The sequence below is a fragment of the Mycolicibacterium iranicum genome (assembly GCF_002101705.1).
GTDB lineage: Bacteria > Actinomycetota > Actinomycetes > Mycobacteriales > Mycobacteriaceae > Mycobacterium > Mycobacterium iranicum.
This window is the reverse complement of the sequence record NZ_LQPC01000065.1, coordinates 43997-61590: the sequence shown is the minus strand read 5'-3', so window position 1 is coordinate 61590 and position 17594 is coordinate 43997. Positions and strand designations below refer to the sequence as shown.

The following is a 17594-nucleotide window of genomic DNA, read 5'->3' as shown; positions in this document are numbered from 1 at the left end:
CGCCCAGACAGCATCAGGGTGAGGCCGCGATGGCCTCGGCGACCCGACGGCCACTGACCAGAGCGCCCTGAATCGAGGCCGTGTCCCGGTGGTCCCCGCACACCCAGAGGCCGTCGTCGACGCGGACCGACCGGCGGACGCGCAGCGGGGGTGGCTGCACGGGCAACGCCTCGGGGATGACGTGTCGGGTGATCAGGTTCCACCTCGACGTGTCGGCGCCGAGGATGTCGCCCGCGTGCGACTGCATGGCCGCATGCGACGGCGGTTCCGATCCGGGACCCAGGAGAGCGGATGCGGCGACGAGGTGTTGGCCGGCGGGTGCGTATGTCGGCGCGGCTTTGCTGATGACCGCCGTGTTGACCAGCGGCCCAGAGGGTTTGGTTCGGGCGTCGACCCACAGCATCGCCGGACCGGGAAGGGGACTGTCGACCGCCCACCAGTCGGTGACCACGCCCTTCATCTGCGCGGCGGGAACCCCGGTCAGGGATTCCGCGGCGCGCGCGTCGGTGGCCACCACGACGTGGCGGGCCCGCACGATGTCGTGTCCGTCGGTGACTGTCCAGCCGCTTCCGTCTCGCTTGATGTGACTTACATTGCGCTGCAGTCTGATTCGATCGGTGATCGGCGCGGCGATCGCCTGCGGCAGCGCCCGCATGCCGTCGGCGGGCAGGCCCGGAACGCCCAGCGCGAACATCCGGACGAGCAACAAGATGAAAGCGTTCGACGTCATCCCCCTGTCGTCGAGGACGACGCCGGCGAGAAACTGGTCGAGAACCCTGCGCGGGAGGCCGTGCACGCGGGCACGTTCCAGGGCTCCATACAACGAGTCGTCGTGCGTCGGCGCGGTCAATCTGTGAGCACGCAGAGCCGGGCCGGCCCATCGCGCAAGCGCCCACAGCTCTCGAACACCCAGTCCCGACGTCAACGCCATGCGGGGCAGCCGACCCGGCGAACGGAGCGGATGCGCCCACACCCGCGACCGGGTCTGATCGCGCAGAACCACACCGGCTTCGAAGGGCTGGATGCGCAACGACGAAACATCAACGGCCCGCGGCAGTTCCGGATATGCGGGGTTCAACACCTGGAAGCCGCGATCGCAGCGGAATCCGTCGACGACGTCGGTGCGGACTCGGCCGCCGATCGCGTCCGAGGCATCCCAGACAGTGACAGCGAGGCCACGCTCGTGCAGGACGGAGGCGCATCGCAAACCCGCAAGTCCGGCACCGACGACAAGGACGTCACAGTCTGCACCTGGGTACCGTTGCTCGGCCGCCATAGAGCCGTCATACCCGGTAAGCGGCGCGCAACTCCCGGCGAGACCGGGCACGTCACAGATCGGTAAGCGCGGCGAAGGTCTAGCGGACGCCGTCGACCATGAAGGCCGATCCGGGGATCGCGAGTGCGACCAGCATCAGCAGCAGCAGAAACCACGCGATGCCCTGCCAGGCGACCCATCCGCCGCCGGCTCTCCACACTCGGTAGGCGCGGAAAAGCGCACCCGCACCACCGAGGAACAGGAACAGCGGAACCAGCGAGGCCGCGTAGACCGACTCGCGGGCCCCGAACGCGTAGAACACGAACGCCAGGCCCGCCAACGCCACCACGGCGACGCCGTAGAGCGCAGCAGCCCGGAATGCGCCCGGCTTGTCCAGCCTCTTCTCGGCGAAATCTCGGTCGTTGCTCATCGTCAGACGGGTTCCCCCGATTTCGGGATACATGCCTCGGAACGGGACCCGCCCGCACACCTACGTCCTCATACACCTTTGTTCCGCCGAAACCGCTGCCCTCGCGGGCATCCTGTCGGTGTCCTCGGCGAATGCTTATTGCCCGGTCACTGACTGCCACATTCGACGTAGAGTCTTCGACGTGATCGGTGGCGTGCAGCGACTGCGGGGTGGCGTCGGGACATTCGTACCCCGCACACTGTCCCTGCACTAGGTCTCGGTCGATCTGCCGATGCTGAGACGTGGCTCGTGGGGCGTGCACGTCGGGAACTGGTGGCGGCAGGCCGACCATTTCGACTGGTTCCACGAGTACATGCAGTCACGGCGTCTGCTGCATGTGTCGCGCGGGGTGATCGTCATCGTCACGCTGTCGCTGATCGCCGTGGCGGTGGCGCTGAACGTGAGCCAGGCCGAGACCCGCGGCGGGCTGGCGGCGGCCCTCGGATGGACCGCGGTCGCCAACGGGATCGGCTGTGCGATGCTGTGGCTCGTCTGCTGGCCCTCGCGATTCGAGTCGGCCGCGTTCGTCGTGGTGCTGGATGTGAGCATCGCCATCGTCTGTCTCGTTCAGACGAATGAGATGGTCGGACTGGTGGGCGTCACCGCGTTCGCGGTGACTGGCGGCTACATCGCGTGCTGCCATACCTCCAGGCTGATGGTGTATCACATCGCGGGCGTCGCGCTCGTCGGCGCCTTCCTGGCCTACCGCTATGTGACAGGGGGAGGCGACGCGTTACTCGCCCTGGCCGTGTTCGCGCTCGGACAGGTCATCAACACCCTGGTGCCCTTCTGGATGCAATTCGTCGTACACACCCTCGGCGCAGACGTGGTGGACTCAGACCGTGATCCACTGACCGGTCTGCTGAATCGGCGAGCGCTCTTCCAGCGGCTCAGCGTGGCGCTGCTCTCGACACGCCCAGGTGAGGAGTGCCTCAGCGTCTCGATGATCGATCTCGACCGCTTCAAGAACCTCAACGACACGAGCGGTCACGACGTCGGTGACAAAGCCCTGATGGCAGTCGGCGACATCCTGCGGACGATATCGCCGGACCGAACCCTCGTCGGTCGGATCGGGGGCGAAGAGTTTCTCATCGCGCAGTTTCTCGACACTGAGAACCCGGGTCCGGTGCCGCAGGACGTCTGCGACGCCATCGACCGGATGCCGTACCGGGTCACCGCCAGTGTCGGGGCCGCCATCGGGCAGATCACCGACGTTTCGCCGCGGGAGTTCGAGGACTTCGTGTTCGCCCTCTACCGCAACGCCGACCGGGCGATGTACGAAGCCAAACGCAGTGGCGGCAACCAGATTCGCTACCTGGTGGTCACCGAATGGCGTTGAGGGACCTGACGCCTACGGATCGCGGGGTAGTCCCAGCAACCGCTCGGCGATGATGTTCAGCTGCACTTCAGACGTACCGCCGTAGATCGTGGTGGACCGGCTGGCCAGCAGGTAGTCCGCCCAGCGGCCGGTGATCTGCTCGGGATCGCCGACGACTGCGTCGGTCCCGAACGAGGCCACCGCGAACTCGGCATAGCCCTGCCCCGTCTTCATGGACAGCAGCTTCGAGATCGCCGCGGCGGGCATCGGGTCGCCGCCGGCCAACGTCAGCAGCGTGGAGCGCATGTTGAGCACCTTGGCCGCATGTCCTTCGGCGATCAGGATGCCCGCGTGGTTCTGCGCGATCTGGTCGAAGTGGCCCTCGCCGACGAACTCGACGAACTTGTTCAGGCTGGGCAGGAACGGCGGTTCGCTGCTGCCGATCGAAACTCGTTCGTTGGTCAGGGTGTTGCGGCTCACCTCCCAGCCGCGGTTGACCTCGCCGAGCACCAACTCGTCGGGGACGAAGACGTCATCGATGAACACGGTGTTGAACATCGCGTTGCCGGTCAGCTCCCGCAGCGGCTTGACCTCCACGCCCTCGCTCTTCATGTCGAGCAGGAAGTAGGTGATGCCCTGATGCTTGGGAGCGCCGGCGTCAGTGCGTGCAAGCAGGGCGCCCCACTCCGAGTACTGCGCACCCGTCGTCCAGATCTTCTGCCCGGTGATCCGCCAGCCACCTTCGACTTTCGTGGCCTTGGTCGTCAGGCTCGCCAGATCAGAACCCGCGCCTGGCTCGGAAAACAGCTGGCACCAGATCATTTCGCCGCGGAAGGTGGGCGGCAGGAACCGCTCCTTCTGGTCGTCGGTACCGAACGCGACGATCGACGGGATGATCCATGCGGCGATACCCATGGCGGGACGCTTGACCCGCCCGGTCGAGAACTCCTGGGCGATGATGATCTGCTCGATCGGGTTCGACGCTCGTCCCCACGGCACCGGGAGGTGAGGCTGCACCCACCCACCCTCGGCGATCACAGCGTTGCGTTCCTCCCGCGGGATCTCCTTGAGCGCAGCCACCTCGGCGCGAATCTCGTCGCGCAGCTTCTCGGTTTCCGGGTCGAGGTCGATGTTGAGCTCGCGCATCCCCGTCGAGGTGGCGATGTCGACGACCCGCTGCGGGTAGTCCGATGCGCGGCCGAAGCACGCTGCGAGCACCAGCGCACGGCGGTAGTAGACGTTGGTGTCGTGTTCCCAGGTGAAGCCGATACCGCCGTGGACCTGGATGCAGTCCTGCGTGCAGTGCTGTGCGGCGGCGGGAGCCAGCGTGGCGGCCACCGCAGCGGCGAACTCGTAGGCGCTGGCCGGGTTCTCGTCGGCCTCGTCGATCGCGCGCGCGGCATCCCACACGGCGGCGGTCGCCCGCTCGGTCTCGGCGATCATGTTGGCGCACTTGTGCTTGATGGCCTGGAACTGGCCGATCGGGCGACCGAACTGTTCGCGGATCTTCGCGTACGCCGCCGCGGTGTCGGTCGCCCAGCGCGCGACGCCGATCGCCTCTGCCGACAGCAGCGTGGACATCAGCGCGCGCGCATGAGCGCGGCTGAGGTTGCCGAGCACCCGGTCCCGCACTGCTTCTGGGCCGACTTCGACTGCGTTGGCGCGCACGTGGGCGACCGGGCGCAGCGGGTCGACGCTCTGTACGGGCTCGATCTCCAGCTGGGCGGCGTCGAGGACGACCCACTCCTCGCCGGACTCGATCGACACCGGCAGGACGAGGACGGCCGCCTGCGCGGCGGCGGGAACGGCACGGGCTTCGCCCCGGATGACCAGGTTGTCACCCTGCCGGGTCGCCGTCAGGCCGGATTCGAGGGCGTATGCGGCGATGAGGTCGCCGGACGCCAGATCGCTGAGGATGGCGGCGTTGGGGTCATTGGCGGCGATCAGCGCACTCGCGATGGCCGACGGAACAAAAGGCCCGGGAACTGCGCCGTAGCCGAACTCGGCGACCACGATCGCGAGCTCGAGGATGCCGAATCCCTGCCCTCCCACCGATTCCGCGAGGTGAACGCCCTGCAGGCCCTGCTCAGAGGCTGACTTCCAGTAGGACGGGGGATTGGGGATCGGTGTCTCGAGTGCCTCGTGAAGCACCTCGGACGGAGCGACCCGTTCCACGAACGCCCGCACGGAGTCGGCGAGGTCGTTGTGCTCTTCAAGGATCGCAATAGGCATGGCTACACCTTTCACCTCGTCGTGACCGGCCCCAACCGGTTGGTTGGGAACGAGGTTACCCCGCGACCTGGTTCACCACGTTCACCAGGTCGCGTCCGTCACGAAGGCGTTCGCAATTATCGAGAGCGAGCTCCAGGTAGCGGCGCATCGTGTCGGCGGTGTACCAGGTGACGTGCGGCGTCAGCACGACGTTTCCGAGGGTGAGGAGCGGATTGTCGGCGGGGACCGGTTCGACCGAGAACACGTCGAGGCCCGCTGCGGCGAGGCCGCCGGACTGCAGCGCGTCGACCAGCGCCTCCTCGTCAACGATCGGACCGCGGGAGGTGTTGACCAGGATCGCATCGGACTTCATCAGCGCCAGCGCGTCACGTCCGATGAGTCCGCGGGTCGCGTCGGTGAGCGGCAGATGCAGGGAGACGATGTCGCTCTCGGCCAGCAACGCAGGCAACTCGCGCCATCCGGGCTCGGCGTCGTCGCGGGTGCTGGTGTGGAGCACGTCGGCGCCGATGGCCACCAGGATGCGCTCGACCTGTTTGGCGATGTTGCCGTAGCCGACGAGGCCGACGGTGCAGCCGCCGATGTCACGGACCGTCTCACCGAGCGTGGGGTCGGACGGCCAGCCTTCACCGGCGCGGGTGGCGCGGTCCAGCTCGGGCAGCGTGCGCAGTGCGGCCAGCATCAGCAGCAGAGTGCCCTCGGCCACCGACGGCGCGTTCGCGCCGGGCATGTTCGCCACGGCGATGCCGCGCGCGGTCGCGGCGTCGACGTCAATGGTGTTCACCCCTGCGCCGAGTTTGTGGACGAGCCGCACGTTGACCGCCTTGGCCAGGTCCTCCGCCGAGATGGGCCGCAGCACATGCCAGATCACGTCGGCGTGAGGCAGCTCCCGGTAGAACGTGTCGTCGTCGTCTTCGGCGCAGTACCGGACGTCGAGCCAATCCGTTTGCGGGGCAAGGAATTCAGTGACCTTTTCGCCCGGAACGAAGTGGGCGAGGACGGTCACCAGCGGCGGGCGATCCACTTGGCGATCGTATCCGCCTTCTCCGACCGCGATCCCGGCGTCGTGAAGTAGTGGTCGGTGTCCATGGAATGCAACGTCTTGTCCTCGCTGCCGAGTGCGTCGTAGATGCGTTGCGCGTCGGACGGGAACACACCGGTGTCCTGCTCGGCGTTGATCACCAGCGCGGGGCAGCCGATACGCGCCAGGTGCGGCTCGGCCCGCGTCTGTGCGTGCCGCAGGCTCCACATTCCCAGCCAGTTGCGCAGCGTGCACGCCGCCGCAATGCCGTGGGTCGATCGATTGGCTTTGGCAGGGACACCCGCGTAGCACATGTTGGCGGGGCGCTTCGTCGGTTCCAGCGCCGGGTCGACCATGCGGGGATCCGCCCATGTCCGCATCACGGTGAACGGTCGGTCGGAGAATCCGGCGGCGCGCACCCGCAGCAGTTCGTCCTCGGCCCAGTCGGTGATCGCCTCGTTGCGCGCGATCTGCGCGGCGCGGTAGCGCTTGACGAAGTCCGCGTCGTAGGCAGGACCATTGCGTTCGTTGAACAGGTCGAGATCCGGATCGGTTGCCACAGCGTCGTATTCGTCAATCACCGAGGCGTCCATCCAGGCGGTGAGCACGTCGGGGCGACCGGGGTGCGCGGCGCTGGCAACGTAACCGTCAGCGGGTGGCAGATCATCGAGCCCGGCGGCGGGCCGCATCCCCTCCAACGGGGTGACGTGCTTGTCGACGGCGTTGGCCTGATAGGCGGCCATCAGGGACCCGCCTCCTGAATTGCCCAGCAGGATCACGGTTTCGATCCCCTGCACCTCGCGCAGCCAGCGAACCCCGACACCGATGTCGACGAGGGCGTGGTCGAGCAGGAAACTGCTCTCGAATCCGCGGAACCGGGTGTTCCAGCCGAGGAAACCGATTCCGCGGGTGGCCATGTAGTCGGCGAGATAGTGCTCGGAGAAATCGATCTGATAGTGCGTGGCGATCATCGCGACCTTAGGCTTGCGTCCCATGCCGCGGTGGTAGAGGCCCTGACAGGGGTGTCCTCCCGAGCCTGCGCGCCGCGCCGTGGTCGAGTCGAGGCCAACGAATTCCCTGGTGACGCCGGGTGCTTGGGGGGCCGGGGTGCGGCTCATAGGTGTCCGGTCTCCCGGTGGTAGTGGTCCGGTAGAAGGTGTCGTCTTGCCGTTCCGAAACTGGACCTGATGTTAGATTCAGTTTCTGCTCCGTGGCCAGACTTTTGGTCTTTCAGGAAGGCGCGATGATGATCAAGCCGCAGAACACCAACACCGAATTCGAGTTGGGCGGCATCAACCATGTCGCGCTGGTGTGTTCGGACATGGCCAGGACAGTCGACTTCTACAGCAACGTGCTGGGCATGCCGCTCATCAAGTCGCTCGACCTGCCCGGAGGCATGGGGCAGCACTTCTTCTTCGACGCGGGTAACGGGGACTGCGTCGCGTTCTTCTGGTTCGCGGATGCGCCGGATCGCGTCCCCGGCATCTCGTCGCCGGAAGCCATCCCCGGCATCGGTGACATCGTCAGCGCGGTCAGCACCATGAACCACCTTGCCTTCCACGTGCCTGCCGAGAAGTTCGACGAATATCGGCAGCGACTCAAGGACAAAGGCGTCAGGGTCGGGCCGATCCTCAACCACGACGACAGCGACGCGCAGGTCTCGGCGACCGTGCATCCCGGCGTGTATGTGCGGTCGTTCTATTTCCTGGATCCCGACGGAATCACCTTGGAATTCGCCTGTTGGACCAAAGAATTCGGCGAGAGGGACACCAAGGCGACACCGCGGACGGCGGCCGACCGCCGCGTCCGGGTCTAGTCGCGGTAGAGGTCGGGCTTTCCGAGCTGATCGATGAGCGCGCCGAGCTGGGTGGCTAGCTGGGCGGGTGTGAAGTCGAGGTCGCCGGACAGCCACGCGCTCAACGTCTGCGTCACGCCTCCCACCACGAAATGCCCGGAGGCCTTGATCCGCTCGTTGTGCTCAAGCTGCAGCGCAGAGCCTGCGTGCTGACCAGACAGCAGCGCGAACAGCGCGCCGGATTCCGCCCGCTTCCGCACCACCACGGGGTTGTCGAGGTGTGCGCTGAACAGCAAGCGCCCGACCCGGATGTCTCCGGAGATGGTGCGCACGATGTTGGCCATGCCTTCCCGGCTCTGTTCCCGGGCGGGCGCGGCGGCCATGGCCGCCTGGGTGGTGGCGGCGATGTCGCCGACGACCCAGTCGAAGACGGCGCCCACGAACACGTCCTTGTCGGAGAAGCTTTCGTAGAAATAGCGGGCCGCCAAACCTGATTTGGCGCAGATGGCCCGCACAGTGAGGTCGGCGGGGCTCGGGTTGCCGCCGAGTAGATCCAGGCCGGCTTCCAGTAGCCGCCGCCGACGATCGGCGACGCGCTGCGGAGCCTCCACCCCGCGATAAGGGCGTACCTGGGCCATGCCCTCCATATTGACACCTGGCCGGACACCGGAGCAATATCAGGAAACGCGCGTTCGCACATTTGGGACGCGGGAACACGGCACCGTCGCCGAGAGGAGCCCTACCCGATGACGCTGGACGAATCGGTCGACGCAGCTGTCGGCAGCCGGCCGCGGCGCGCGGCGCGCGCGGATGAGGGGATGCTGGGCCTCGGCCTCCTCGCCGGCCCCGCCAACGTGATCATGCAGCTGGCGCGCCCGGGCGTCGGGTACGGCGTGCTGGAGAGCCGGGTCGAGAGCGGCCGCATCGACCGACACCCCGTCAAGCGGGCCCGCACCACGTTCACCTACCTCGCGGTGTCCACGAACGGCACGGCAGAGCAACAGGCCGCGTTCCGGCGTGCGGTCAACCGCGCGCACGCGCAGGTGTTCTCCACCGAGGAAAGCCCGGTCAGCTACCACGCCTTCGACAAGAACCTGCAACTGTGGGTCGGAGCGTGCCTCTATAAAGGCGTCGTCGACGTGCACCGCGTCTTCGTGGGCGAGATGGACGAGCGGACCGCAGACCGGCTCTACCTGCAAGGCCGGGCGTTGGCGACGATGTTGCAGGTTCCCGAGGGCATGTGGCCCACCGATCGTGCGGCATTCGATCGATACTGGGCGGCCGCGCTCGACGACGTTCACATCGACGACACCGTGCGTGAGTTCCTCCTCCCGATCGCGGCGTCCCGGCTGCGCGGGGTGACGTTGCCGAAATTGCTGCAACGGCGCTCGGAGAACCTGGCACTGCTGATCACCACCGGTTTCCTTCCCCAGCGCTTCCGCGATGAGATGCGGCTGCCGTGGGATCCGGAGAGGCAGCGGCGCTTCGACAGGCTGATGACGGTGCTGCGTGTGCTCAACCGCGTCTCACCGCGATTTGTTCGCGAGTTTCCCTTCAACGTGCTGCTCAAGGACCTGGATTGGCGCATGCGCACCGGCCGGCCGTTGGTGTGACCGGGCCCTGTCCCCCTTTAGCCGTGCGTCTCGACACCTTGCCCGTGTGATGCTAACTTCAGCGCGAAGTTAGCTTAGCCATACTTAAGCCACGCAAGGGAGACGGCGGGGGGCGGGCGTCCAGAACTGGGCGGATGACCCGTCCCGCGACACAGAGTTCATGGACATTGGTAGTCATACCGTCGCGGCCCCGCCCGCCTCCGGTCGCGTCGATCAGGACGTGGTCAGCCGCTTCGCCACCTGCTGCCGCGCGCTCGGACTTGCTGTGCACGATCGCAGGCGGCCGGCGGATCTGGCCGCCGCGCGCTCGGGCTTCGCCGCGCTGTCTCGTATCGCCAACGATCAGTGCGACGCGTGGATTGGTCGCGCCGCGTCCGGCGACGTGTCGCCGCAGGTCGTCGAGGCCATCTGGCAAACGTCGACGGCGACTGCGGGCGTGCTACAGCGCCAGATCGAGCTTGCGCCCGGCGCGTTGGGCTTCACGTACGACAGCGGCCTGTATCTGCAATTCCGGGCGAGTACCCCCGACGATTTCGCCCTCGCGTATGCGGTCCGGCTGGCCGAGGCCCACCGGCACGAGGAGGCCGACGAACTTGTCGGGGCTCTTCTCGATCGCCGCCGTGACTGGCTGGATGCCCGCTGGGTCCGCGTGGCGATCTACTACCGCACGGCCCGCTGGTCGGATGTCGTCCGGATGCTGACCCCGTTGGTCACCGATCAGACCCTCGACGAGACGCCGGCGCATGCCGCCCGCATCACGCTCGGTATCGCCCTGGCGCGCCTGGGCATGTTCGCCCCGGCGCTGTCGCACCTGGAGCGTCCCGAAGGCCCGGTCGCCGTGGCCGCTGTCGACGGGGGACTCGCCAAGGCGCTGGCGCTGCGCGCGCAAGGCGAAGACGAGGACGCCCAACAGCTGCTCCAGGAGCTCTACGCCGCGCACCCGGAGAACGGACAGATCGAAGAAGCGCTGTTGGACACCAGCTTCGGGATGCCGACGACGACCGCCGCCCGCATCGAGGCGCGGAGCAATCCGTGGGACCCGGAAACCGAACCGGGTGAGGCCGACTTCGTCGATCCTGGCGCCAAGGACCGCAAGGCACACCTACTCGTCGAAGCCGAAGCCGAACTCGCGGAGTTCATCGGGCTCGAGGAAGTCAAATATCAGGTGGCGCGCCTGAAAAGTTCTGTGGCCATGGCGATCAAGCGCCAGGAGCGTGGCCTGGCGGTCGCGCAACGCACCAATCACCTGGTGTTCGCCGGGCCCCCGGGCACAGGTAAGACGACGATCGCGCGCGTCGTCGCCAAGATCTACTGCGGCCTGGGCCTTCTCAAAAAGGAGACGGTGCGCGAGGTGCACCGGGCCGACCTGATCGGTCAGCACATCGGTGAGACCGAGGCCAAGACGAACGCCATCATCGACAGCGCGCTCGACGGCGTGCTGTTCCTGGACGAGGCGTACGCGCTGGTGTCTACGGGCGCCAAGAACGATTTCGGCCTCGTCGCGATCGACACCTTGCTGGCACGCATGGAGAACGACCGCGACCGACTCGTCGTCATCGTGGCCGGCTACCGCAAGGACCTCGACGCGTTCCTGGACGCCAACGAGGGCCTGCGATCCCGGTTCACCCGGAGCATTGACTTCCCGTCGTACTCGCCGAAGGAGCTTGTCGAAATCGCCACGCGCATGGCCGAAAAGCGGGACTCACGCTTCGAGGACGCGGCCCGCATCGACATGGAGAACCTGTTCGCCCATCTGGCGACGTCCTCGACGCCGGACGCCAACGGTGTGGAGCGTCGCAGCCTCGACATCGCCGGCAACGGCCGCTTCGTGCGCAATCTCGTCGAACGGGCCGAGGAGGAACGCGAATACCGGCTGGATCACTCGGACTCCGACGATTTCACCGACGACGAACTGATGACCATCACATCCGCTGATGTCAGCAACTCGGTCGCGCCGCAGCTGCGCGGCCTCGGCCTGTCGGTGCCGCAATGAGCGGCCCCGACGGCGAACGGCGTTCGTTCACTTCGCGCACACCGGTCAATGAAAACCCGGAGCGGGTGGGCTACCGGCGCGGCTTCGTCACCCGGCACCAGGTCACCGGCTGGCGATTCGTCATGCGCCGCATCGCTTCCGGCGTCGCGCTGCACGACACCCGAATGCTGGTCGACCCGCTGCGCACCCAATCGCGTTCCGTGATCGTCGGGGCGCTGATCCTGGTGACCGGGCTGATCGGCTGCTTCCTGTTCTCGCTGATCCGGCCCGCCGGTGACGCGGGCATCGATTCGATTCTCGCCGATCGCGATACGGCCGCCCTGTATGTCCGGTTGGGTAATCAACTGCACCCCGTGCTGAACCTGACCTCGGCGCGGCTGATCACCGGTAGGGCCGACAACCCCGCCATGGTCAAGAGCGGCGAGCTCGACCAGTTCCCGCGCGGCAACATGCTCGGTATCCCGGGGGCACCGGAGCGCATGGTCGCCAACGCAAGCCGAGACGCGTACTGGACGGTGTGCGACGCGGCCACCGGCAGCGTCACCGGCGTCACGGTCGTCGCGGGCCCGCCCGCAGAAGACGGCGAGCGTGCAACGGCGCTGCCGCCCGGGTACGCGGTACTGGCCGAGAACGCGGGCAGGACCTGGTTGCTGTGGAACGGCAAACGCAGTGCCATCGACCTCGCCGATCGCGCCGTCACCAGTGGCGTCGGTATCGGTGTGGACGCCGCTGCACCACAACCCATCGCCTCCGGGCTGTTCAACGCGATCCCTGAATCGCCGGCGCTCGTCACCCCGGCGATCGTCGGCGCGGGCCTGCCCTCGGATCTCGGCCTGCCCGAACCGTTCCCGGTGGGCTCGGTAGTCGTCGCCTACGACACCGACGGCTCGGCCGACACCCTGAGGCACTACGTCGTGCTGATGGACGGTCTGCAGCCCATCTCGCCGGTCGTCGCCGCCATCCTGCGCAACAACAACTCCTGGGGTCTGGCGCAGCCGCCACGGCTGGAGGCCGACGTCATCGCACGGACGCCGCAGGCCGCAGCCATAGACACCGGTGCCTATCCCGCGGAGCGCGTGACCCTCGTCGACACCGCAGCCGATCCGGTCATCTGCGCCGCGTGGGCCAAACCCGAAGGTGCGCAGAACAGTTCGCTGAACCTGCTGTCGGGCGCCACTCTTCCGATCCCGGACGGCCTGCGTCCGGTCGGTCTCGTCAGTGCGGGCGCCGCCGGCGGACCCGCCAACCAGGTGGCCTTGCCTCCCGGCACCGGCTACTTCGTCGAAAGCAGCGGTTCGCTGTTCTGGGTGAGTGACACCGGCGTTCGCTATGGCATCGACTCAGGCGAGGCGGTCGAGGATCTCGGCCTGACCTCTACTCCGCTGCCCATTCCGTGGTCGGTGCTCTCCCAGTTCGCGGCAGGTCCGACACTGTCGCGTAGCGACGCACTGCTGGCCCACGACACGCTGGCGCCCAACCCCGCGCCGGCCCGCGTGGAGCAACTCACTCGGTTGGAGAACCCATGAGCAGGCTGATCTTTGAACACCGTAGGCGGGTTCCCGCCCCGGTGGTTCGCAAGGGCACCATCACGATCGAACCGCCGCCCGAACTGCCGCGGGTCGTTCCACCGTCACTGCTGCGGCGCGCGCTGCCATACCTCATCGTCATCCTGATCGTCGGGATGATCGTCGCGCTCGTCGCGACAGGCCTGCGGCTGATCTCGCCGACCACATTGTTCTTCCCGTTCGTGCTGCTGCTGGCGGCCACCGCCCTCTACCGGGGCACTGACAACAAGATGCGCACCGAGGAGGTCGACGCCGAACGCGCCGACTACCTGCGGTACCTGTCCGTCGTCCGCGACAACGTCCGTGCCCACGCGGACGAGCAGCGTGCCGCACTCGAGTGGTCACATCCCGAACCGGCTGTGCTGATGAGTATTCCGGGCACCCGCAGGCAGTGGGAACGCGATCCGCACGACGCCGACTTCCTGGTGCTGCGGGCAGGTCTGCACGATCAGCCGCTCGACGCCACCCTGCGGGTGAAGGACACCGCCGACGAGGTCGACCTGGAGCCCGTGTCGCACACGACGCTCCGCGGCCTGCTCGACACCCAGCGCGTCCTGCACAACGCCCCGTCGGGCATCGACCTGACAAGGGTGTCGCGGGTGACGCTGCTCGGCGACGACAGCGAGGTCACCGGGGCGCTGCGCGCGTGGATCGCTCAGGCGATGACGTGGCACGACCCGTCCGTTCTCGGAATCGCCTATGCAGGAGCGGGGCTGGAGTCCAACTCGTGGTCGTGGCTCAAGTGGCTGCCGCACGTCGACGTGCCGGGGCGTGTCGACGGTGTCGGTCCGGCGCGCTACCTGGCCTCCGACGCGGCGGAGCTGCGCAGCATGCTCGCGCCGGCTCTTGCCGAGCGCGGCGCCTTCTCCGGTGACGGCGCGGCCAGTGCCAAGCACCTGCTCATCGTCGTCGACGACCCCGACGCCGATCCCGACGACTTCGTCGGCCGCGGCGTGGCCGGTGTGACGTTGATCCACCGCTCGACGCGCGAACCGCACCGCGAACAGTATGCGGATCCGGAGCGGCCGATCCTGCGCGTCGCAGGTGGCCGAATCGAGCGCTGGCAGAACGGGAGCTGGGCCGCCTACATCGACAAAGCGGATCGGCTCGGGTCCGCCGACGCCCGCCACATCGCGCGCCGGTTGTCGCGGTGGGACTCCAATCCGAGCCACGGCCGGTCGACGACGACCAGCGGGGCGACGTTCACCACGCTGCTGGGCATCCCCGACGCGTCCGCGCTCGACGTGGCCGCGCTGTGGGCACCACGAAACCGCGACGACGAACTGCGGGTTCCCATCGGCGTCACGTCGACCGGCGAGCCGCTGATCTTCGACCTCAAGGACGAAGCCGAAGGCGGCATGGGCCCCCACGGCCTGATGATCGGTATGACGGGCTCTGGCAAGTCGCAGACGCTGATGTCGATCCTGCTGTCGTTGCTGACAACCCATTCCGCCGACCGGCTGATCGTCATCTACGCCGACTTCAAGGGCGAGGCGGGCGCCGACATCTTCAGGAACTTTCCGCAGGTGGTCGCCGTCATCTCGAACATGGCCGAAAAGCGTTCGCTGGCCGATCGATTCGCCGACACCCTGCGCGGTGAGGTCGCTCGCCGCGAACAGCTGCTCAAGGAGAGCGGTCGGCGCGTGCAGGGCAGCGCGTTCAACTCGGTCACCGAGTACGAGAACGCGATCGCAGAAGGTCACGACCTGCCGCCGATCCCGACCCTGCTGGTGGTCGCCGACGAGTTCACCCTGATGCTGGCCGACCACCCCGAGTACGCCGACCTGTTCGACTACGTCGCGCGCAAGGGCCGCTCGTTCCGCATCCACATCCTGTTCGCGTCCCAGACGCTCGACGTCGGCCGGATCAAGGACATCGACAAGAACACGTCGTACCGGATTGGGCTCAAGGTCGCGAGCCCCAGCGTCTCCCGCCAGATCATCGGGGTCGAGGACGCCTATCACATCGAATCGGGCCGCGACCACAAAGGCGTCGGCTTCCTGGTCCCCGCGCCAGGCGCGCTTCCGCTCAAGTTCCGCAGCACCTATGTCGACGGCATCTACGAGCCGCCTCGCGTTGACAAGTCAATTGTGGTGCACGCGATTCCGAAGCCGCAGCTGTTCAACGCCGGCTGGGTTGACCCCGAACCCGACACCGTCATCGTCGACGACGGAGCCGATGTCGAGGTGCTGCCGCCCCGCAAGCTGATCGCCACGATTGGCGACCAGCTCGCCCAGTACGGGCCCCGTGCACCCCGACTGTGGCTGCAGCCGCTCGACGAGGCCATCCCGCTGCACAAGGTGCTCGAGCGCTCCGGCGTCTCCCCCCGCCAGTGGCGCTGGCCGCTCGGTGAGATCGACCGGCCCTTTGACATGCGCCGCGACCCGCTGATCTTCGATGCGACGTCAGCAGCCGCCAACATGGTCATCCACGGCGGACCGAAGTCCGGAAAGTCCACGGCACTGCAGACTTTCGTGCTGTCGGCAGCCGCCCTGCACGCTCCCGGCGACGTCACCTTCTATTGCCTCGACTACGGCGGCGGCCAGTTGCGTGCGCTCGACGGTCTCGCACAAGTCGGCAGTGTCGCCTCACCGCTGGAGCCCGACCGCATCAGACGAACCTTCGGCGAACTCGAACAACTGCTCCGTGCCCGCCAGCGCCACGGAGCGGCCACCGCAAGCAGCGGCAACGCCTATGAGGACGGCTACGGTGAGGTCTTCCTGATCGTCGACAACCTGTACGCGTTCAGCCGGGACAACACCGACACTTTCAACACGCGGAACCCGCTGCTGGCCAGGGTGACCGAGCTGGCGAATACCGGAATGTCCTACGGCATCCACGTCGTCATCACGACCCCGAACTGGCTCGAGGTGCCGCTGGCGATGCGCGACGGTCTCGGGTTGCGACTGGAGCTGCGACTGCACGACGCTCACGACAGCAACGTGCGCGTCACTGGTGCGCTTCGCCGGCCCGCGGACTCAGGTGCGCTGCGCCGGCCCGCCGACGGTGTTCCGGCCGACCAGCCGGGCCGCGGCCTCACGATGGATGCCGAGCACTTCCTGTTCGCCCGTCCCGCACTGGATTCGATTCCGGCGCTCAACGCCCGGTACCCCGGGCAGAGTGCACCGCCGGTCCGGCTCCTTCCGACCAACCTCACCCCGCGGGCGCTCGGCTCGCTGTACCCGGCGCCCGAACACGTGGTCATCGGCCAGCGCGAAGAGGACCTCGCGCCCGTCGCGGTCGACTTCGCCGACAATCCGCTGATGATGGTGTTGGGCGACACCAAGACCGGTAAGACGACGCTGCTGCGTCACCTGATCCGCACCATCCGGGAGAACTCGCGTCCCGACCAGGTCGCGTTCACGGTGATCGACCGGCGCCTGCAGCTGGTGGACGAGCCGATCTTCCCCGACAACGAGTACACCCCCAACATCGACCGGATCCTGCCCGCGATGCTGGGCCTGTCCTCGCTACTTGAGAAGCGCCGTCCGCCCGCGGGTCTGACTCCGCAGGAACTCAGCGGGTGGACGTACCGCAACGGCGGCAGTAATGGCAACGGCAACGGAGATGGCGCGGGCAACCACCTGCACTACCTGATCATCGACGACGTCGACCAGATCCCCGACGGTCCCGCGATGAGCGGCCCGTTCGCCGGACAACGGCCGTGGACGTCGGTGATCGGGCTGCTGGCACAGGCGTCCGAACTCGGGCTGCGGGTGATCGTCACCGCGCGCGCGGCCGGCTCGGCGCACGCCGTCATGACGGCACCGCTGCTGCGGCGCCTCAACGACCTGCAGGCGACGACGCTGCTGCTGTCGGGAAATCCGCAGGACAGCGGCAAGATTCGTGGCCACCGGTTCAGCAGACTGCCTGCAGGCCGGGCCATGCTGCTCGACGACACGGACACTCCCGCCTTCGTCCAACTCGTCAACCCCCTCGCCACCGAAGGCGTGACCGCACAATCCGGACCCAGCGGAAAGGAATACAGCTGATGACCCTGCGAGTAGTTCCCGAAGGTCTGACGGCGGCCAGCGCCGCCGTGGAAGCGCTCACCGCGAAGATGGCCGCCGCCCACGCGGCAGCCGCTCCTGCGGTGACCGCCGTCCTGCCACCGGCCGCCGACGCGGTGTCACTGCAGACCGCAACCGGTTTCAGCGCCAACGGTTCCCAGCACCAGGCGGTGGCCGCCCAAGGCGTCCAGGAACTCGGCCGTTCCGGGCTCGGCGTCGGCGAATCCGCCGCGAGCTACGCCAGCGGCGACGCGATGGCCGCGTCGACCTACCTGATCGCACGCGGGGTCTAACATGAATATCCCGTCGCTTCGCTCGCCCCGACG

The 17594-nt window shown here is 67.4% G+C and carries 13 protein-coding genes; 7 read left to right on the top strand and 6 right to left on the bottom strand.

Going from position 1 to position 17594, the window contains the following annotated elements; genetic code table 11:
• Positions 1–13: 13 nt before the first annotated feature.
• Together AWC12_RS27485 and AWC12_RS27480 are read right to left on the bottom strand one after the other, a co-directional pair.
• On the bottom strand, positions 14–1276 hold the full coding sequence (locus AWC12_RS27485; protein WP_085178118.1) for an FAD-dependent oxidoreductase: 1263 nt from the start codon (positions 1274–1276) through the stop codon (positions 14–16).
• Positions 1277–1355: 79 nt separating this feature from the next.
• Positions 1356–1685, bottom strand: coding sequence for a hypothetical protein (locus AWC12_RS27480; protein WP_024448884.1), 330 nt, complete (start codon positions 1683–1685; stop codon positions 1356–1358).
• A 271-nt stretch (positions 1686–1956) separates the two neighbouring features.
• Here AWC12_RS27480 and AWC12_RS27475 point away from each other — a divergent pair, with 271 nt between their 5' ends.
• A complete protein-coding gene (locus tag AWC12_RS27475; protein WP_085178117.1) occupies positions 1957–3063 on the top strand; it encodes a GGDEF domain-containing protein in 1107 nt (368 codons plus the stop codon).
• A gap of 12 nt (positions 3064–3075) precedes the next feature.
• Here the strand turns inward: AWC12_RS27475 and AWC12_RS27470 are convergent, their stop codons facing one another.
• The 3 genes from AWC12_RS27470 to AWC12_RS27460 are packed head-to-tail and all read right to left on the bottom strand — an operon-like array spanning position 3076 to position 7410.
• Positions 3076–5274 (bottom strand): acyl-CoA dehydrogenase family protein, encoded by a 2199-nt coding sequence (locus AWC12_RS27470; RefSeq protein ID WP_085178116.1) that lies wholly within the window; start codon positions 5272–5274, stop codon positions 3076–3078.
• A 55-nt stretch (positions 5275–5329) separates the two neighbouring features.
• The gene (locus AWC12_RS27465) at positions 5330–6277 is read right to left on the bottom strand and encodes a 2-hydroxyacid dehydrogenase (protein ID WP_085178230.1); all 948 of its coding nucleotides are present in this window, start codon (positions 6275–6277) and stop codon (positions 5330–5332) included.
• Positions 6274–7410 (bottom strand): alpha/beta hydrolase, encoded by a 1137-nt coding sequence (locus tag AWC12_RS27460; RefSeq protein ID WP_024448880.1) that lies wholly within the window; start codon positions 7408–7410, stop codon positions 6274–6276. The genes AWC12_RS27465 and AWC12_RS27460 overlap by 4 nt, the downstream gene beginning before the upstream one ends.
• 128 nt (positions 7411–7538) lie before the next feature.
• Here AWC12_RS27460 and AWC12_RS27455 point away from each other — a divergent pair, with 128 nt between their 5' ends.
• Positions 7539–8108: a VOC family protein gene (locus AWC12_RS27455; RefSeq protein WP_024448879.1), complete on the top strand. Its 570-nt coding sequence runs from the start codon at positions 7539–7541 to the stop codon at positions 8106–8108.
• Here the strand turns inward: AWC12_RS27455 and AWC12_RS27450 are convergent.
• On the bottom strand, positions 8105–8734 hold the full coding sequence (locus AWC12_RS27450; protein WP_024448878.1) for a TetR/AcrR family transcriptional regulator: 630 nt from the start codon (positions 8732–8734) through the stop codon (positions 8105–8107). The genes AWC12_RS27455 and AWC12_RS27450 overlap by 4 nt on opposite strands.
• Positions 8735–8833: 99 nt before the next feature.
• Here AWC12_RS27450 and AWC12_RS27445 point away from each other — a divergent pair, with 99 nt between their 5' ends.
• The 5 genes from AWC12_RS27445 (at position 8834) to AWC12_RS27425 (ending at position 17561) form a co-directional block, all read left to right on the top strand.
• Positions 8834–9700, top strand: coding sequence for an oxygenase MpaB family protein (locus AWC12_RS27445; RefSeq protein ID WP_024448877.1), 867 nt, complete (start codon positions 8834–8836; stop codon positions 9698–9700).
• A gap of 160 nt (positions 9701–9860) precedes the next feature.
• Positions 9861–11693, top strand: a complete 1833-nt coding sequence (eccA, locus tag AWC12_RS27440) for a type VII secretion AAA-ATPase EccA (protein ID WP_081660140.1) — start codon at positions 9861–9863, stop codon at positions 11691–11693.
• Positions 11690–13219, top strand: a complete 1530-nt coding sequence (gene eccB, locus AWC12_RS27435) for a type VII secretion protein EccB (RefSeq protein ID WP_024448875.1) — start codon at positions 11690–11692, stop codon at positions 13217–13219. Before eccA ends, eccB begins: the two co-directional genes overlap by 4 nt.
• Positions 13216–17250: a type VII secretion protein EccCa gene (eccCa, locus tag AWC12_RS27430; RefSeq protein WP_085178115.1), complete on the top strand. Its 4035-nt coding sequence runs from the start codon at positions 13216–13218 to the stop codon at positions 17248–17250. Before eccB ends, eccCa begins: the two co-directional genes overlap by 4 nt.
• The gene (locus tag AWC12_RS27425; RefSeq protein ID WP_024448873.1) at positions 17250–17561 is read left to right on the top strand and encodes a PE family protein; all 312 of its coding nucleotides are present in this window, start codon (positions 17250–17252) and stop codon (positions 17559–17561) included. Before eccCa ends, AWC12_RS27425 begins: the two co-directional genes overlap by 1 nt.
• Positions 17562–17594 lie beyond the last annotated feature (33 nt).

What these genes read in the sequence shown, in the direction of transcription:
- eccA (WP_081660140.1), top strand. Translation starts at nt 9,861, where the DNA reads ATGGACATTGGTAGTCATACCGTCGCGGCCCCGCCCGCCTCCGGTCGC.
- AWC12_RS27460 (WP_024448880.1), bottom strand. Translation starts at nt 7,410, where the DNA reads ATGAGCCGCACCCCGGCCCCCCAAGCACCCGGCGTCACCAGGGAATTC.
- AWC12_RS27470 (WP_085178116.1), bottom strand. Translation starts at nt 5,274, where the DNA reads ATGCCTATTGCGATCCTTGAAGAGCACAACGACCTCGCCGACTCCGTG.
- AWC12_RS27475 (WP_085178117.1), top strand. Translation starts at nt 1,957, where the DNA reads ATGCTGAGACGTGGCTCGTGGGGCGTGCACGTCGGGAACTGGTGGCGG.
- AWC12_RS27485 (WP_085178118.1), bottom strand. Translation starts at nt 1,276, where the DNA reads ATGGCGGCCGAGCAACGGTACCCAGGTGCAGACTGTGACGTCCTTGTC.
- AWC12_RS27455 (WP_024448879.1), top strand. Translation starts at nt 7,539, where the DNA reads ATGATCAAGCCGCAGAACACCAACACCGAATTCGAGTTGGGCGGCATC.
- AWC12_RS27425 (WP_024448873.1), top strand. Translation starts at nt 17,250, where the DNA reads ATGACCCTGCGAGTAGTTCCCGAAGGTCTGACGGCGGCCAGCGCCGCC.
- AWC12_RS27480 (WP_024448884.1), bottom strand. Translation starts at nt 1,685, where the DNA reads ATGAGCAACGACCGAGATTTCGCCGAGAAGAGGCTGGACAAGCCGGGC.
- eccB (WP_024448875.1), top strand. Translation starts at nt 11,690, where the DNA reads ATGAGCGGCCCCGACGGCGAACGGCGTTCGTTCACTTCGCGCACACCG.
- AWC12_RS27445 (WP_024448877.1), top strand. Translation starts at nt 8,834, where the DNA reads ATGACGCTGGACGAATCGGTCGACGCAGCTGTCGGCAGCCGGCCGCGG.
- AWC12_RS27450 (WP_024448878.1), bottom strand. Translation starts at nt 8,734, where the DNA reads ATGGAGGGCATGGCCCAGGTACGCCCTTATCGCGGGGTGGAGGCTCCG.
- eccCa (WP_085178115.1), top strand. Translation starts at nt 13,216, where the DNA reads ATGAGCAGGCTGATCTTTGAACACCGTAGGCGGGTTCCCGCCCCGGTG.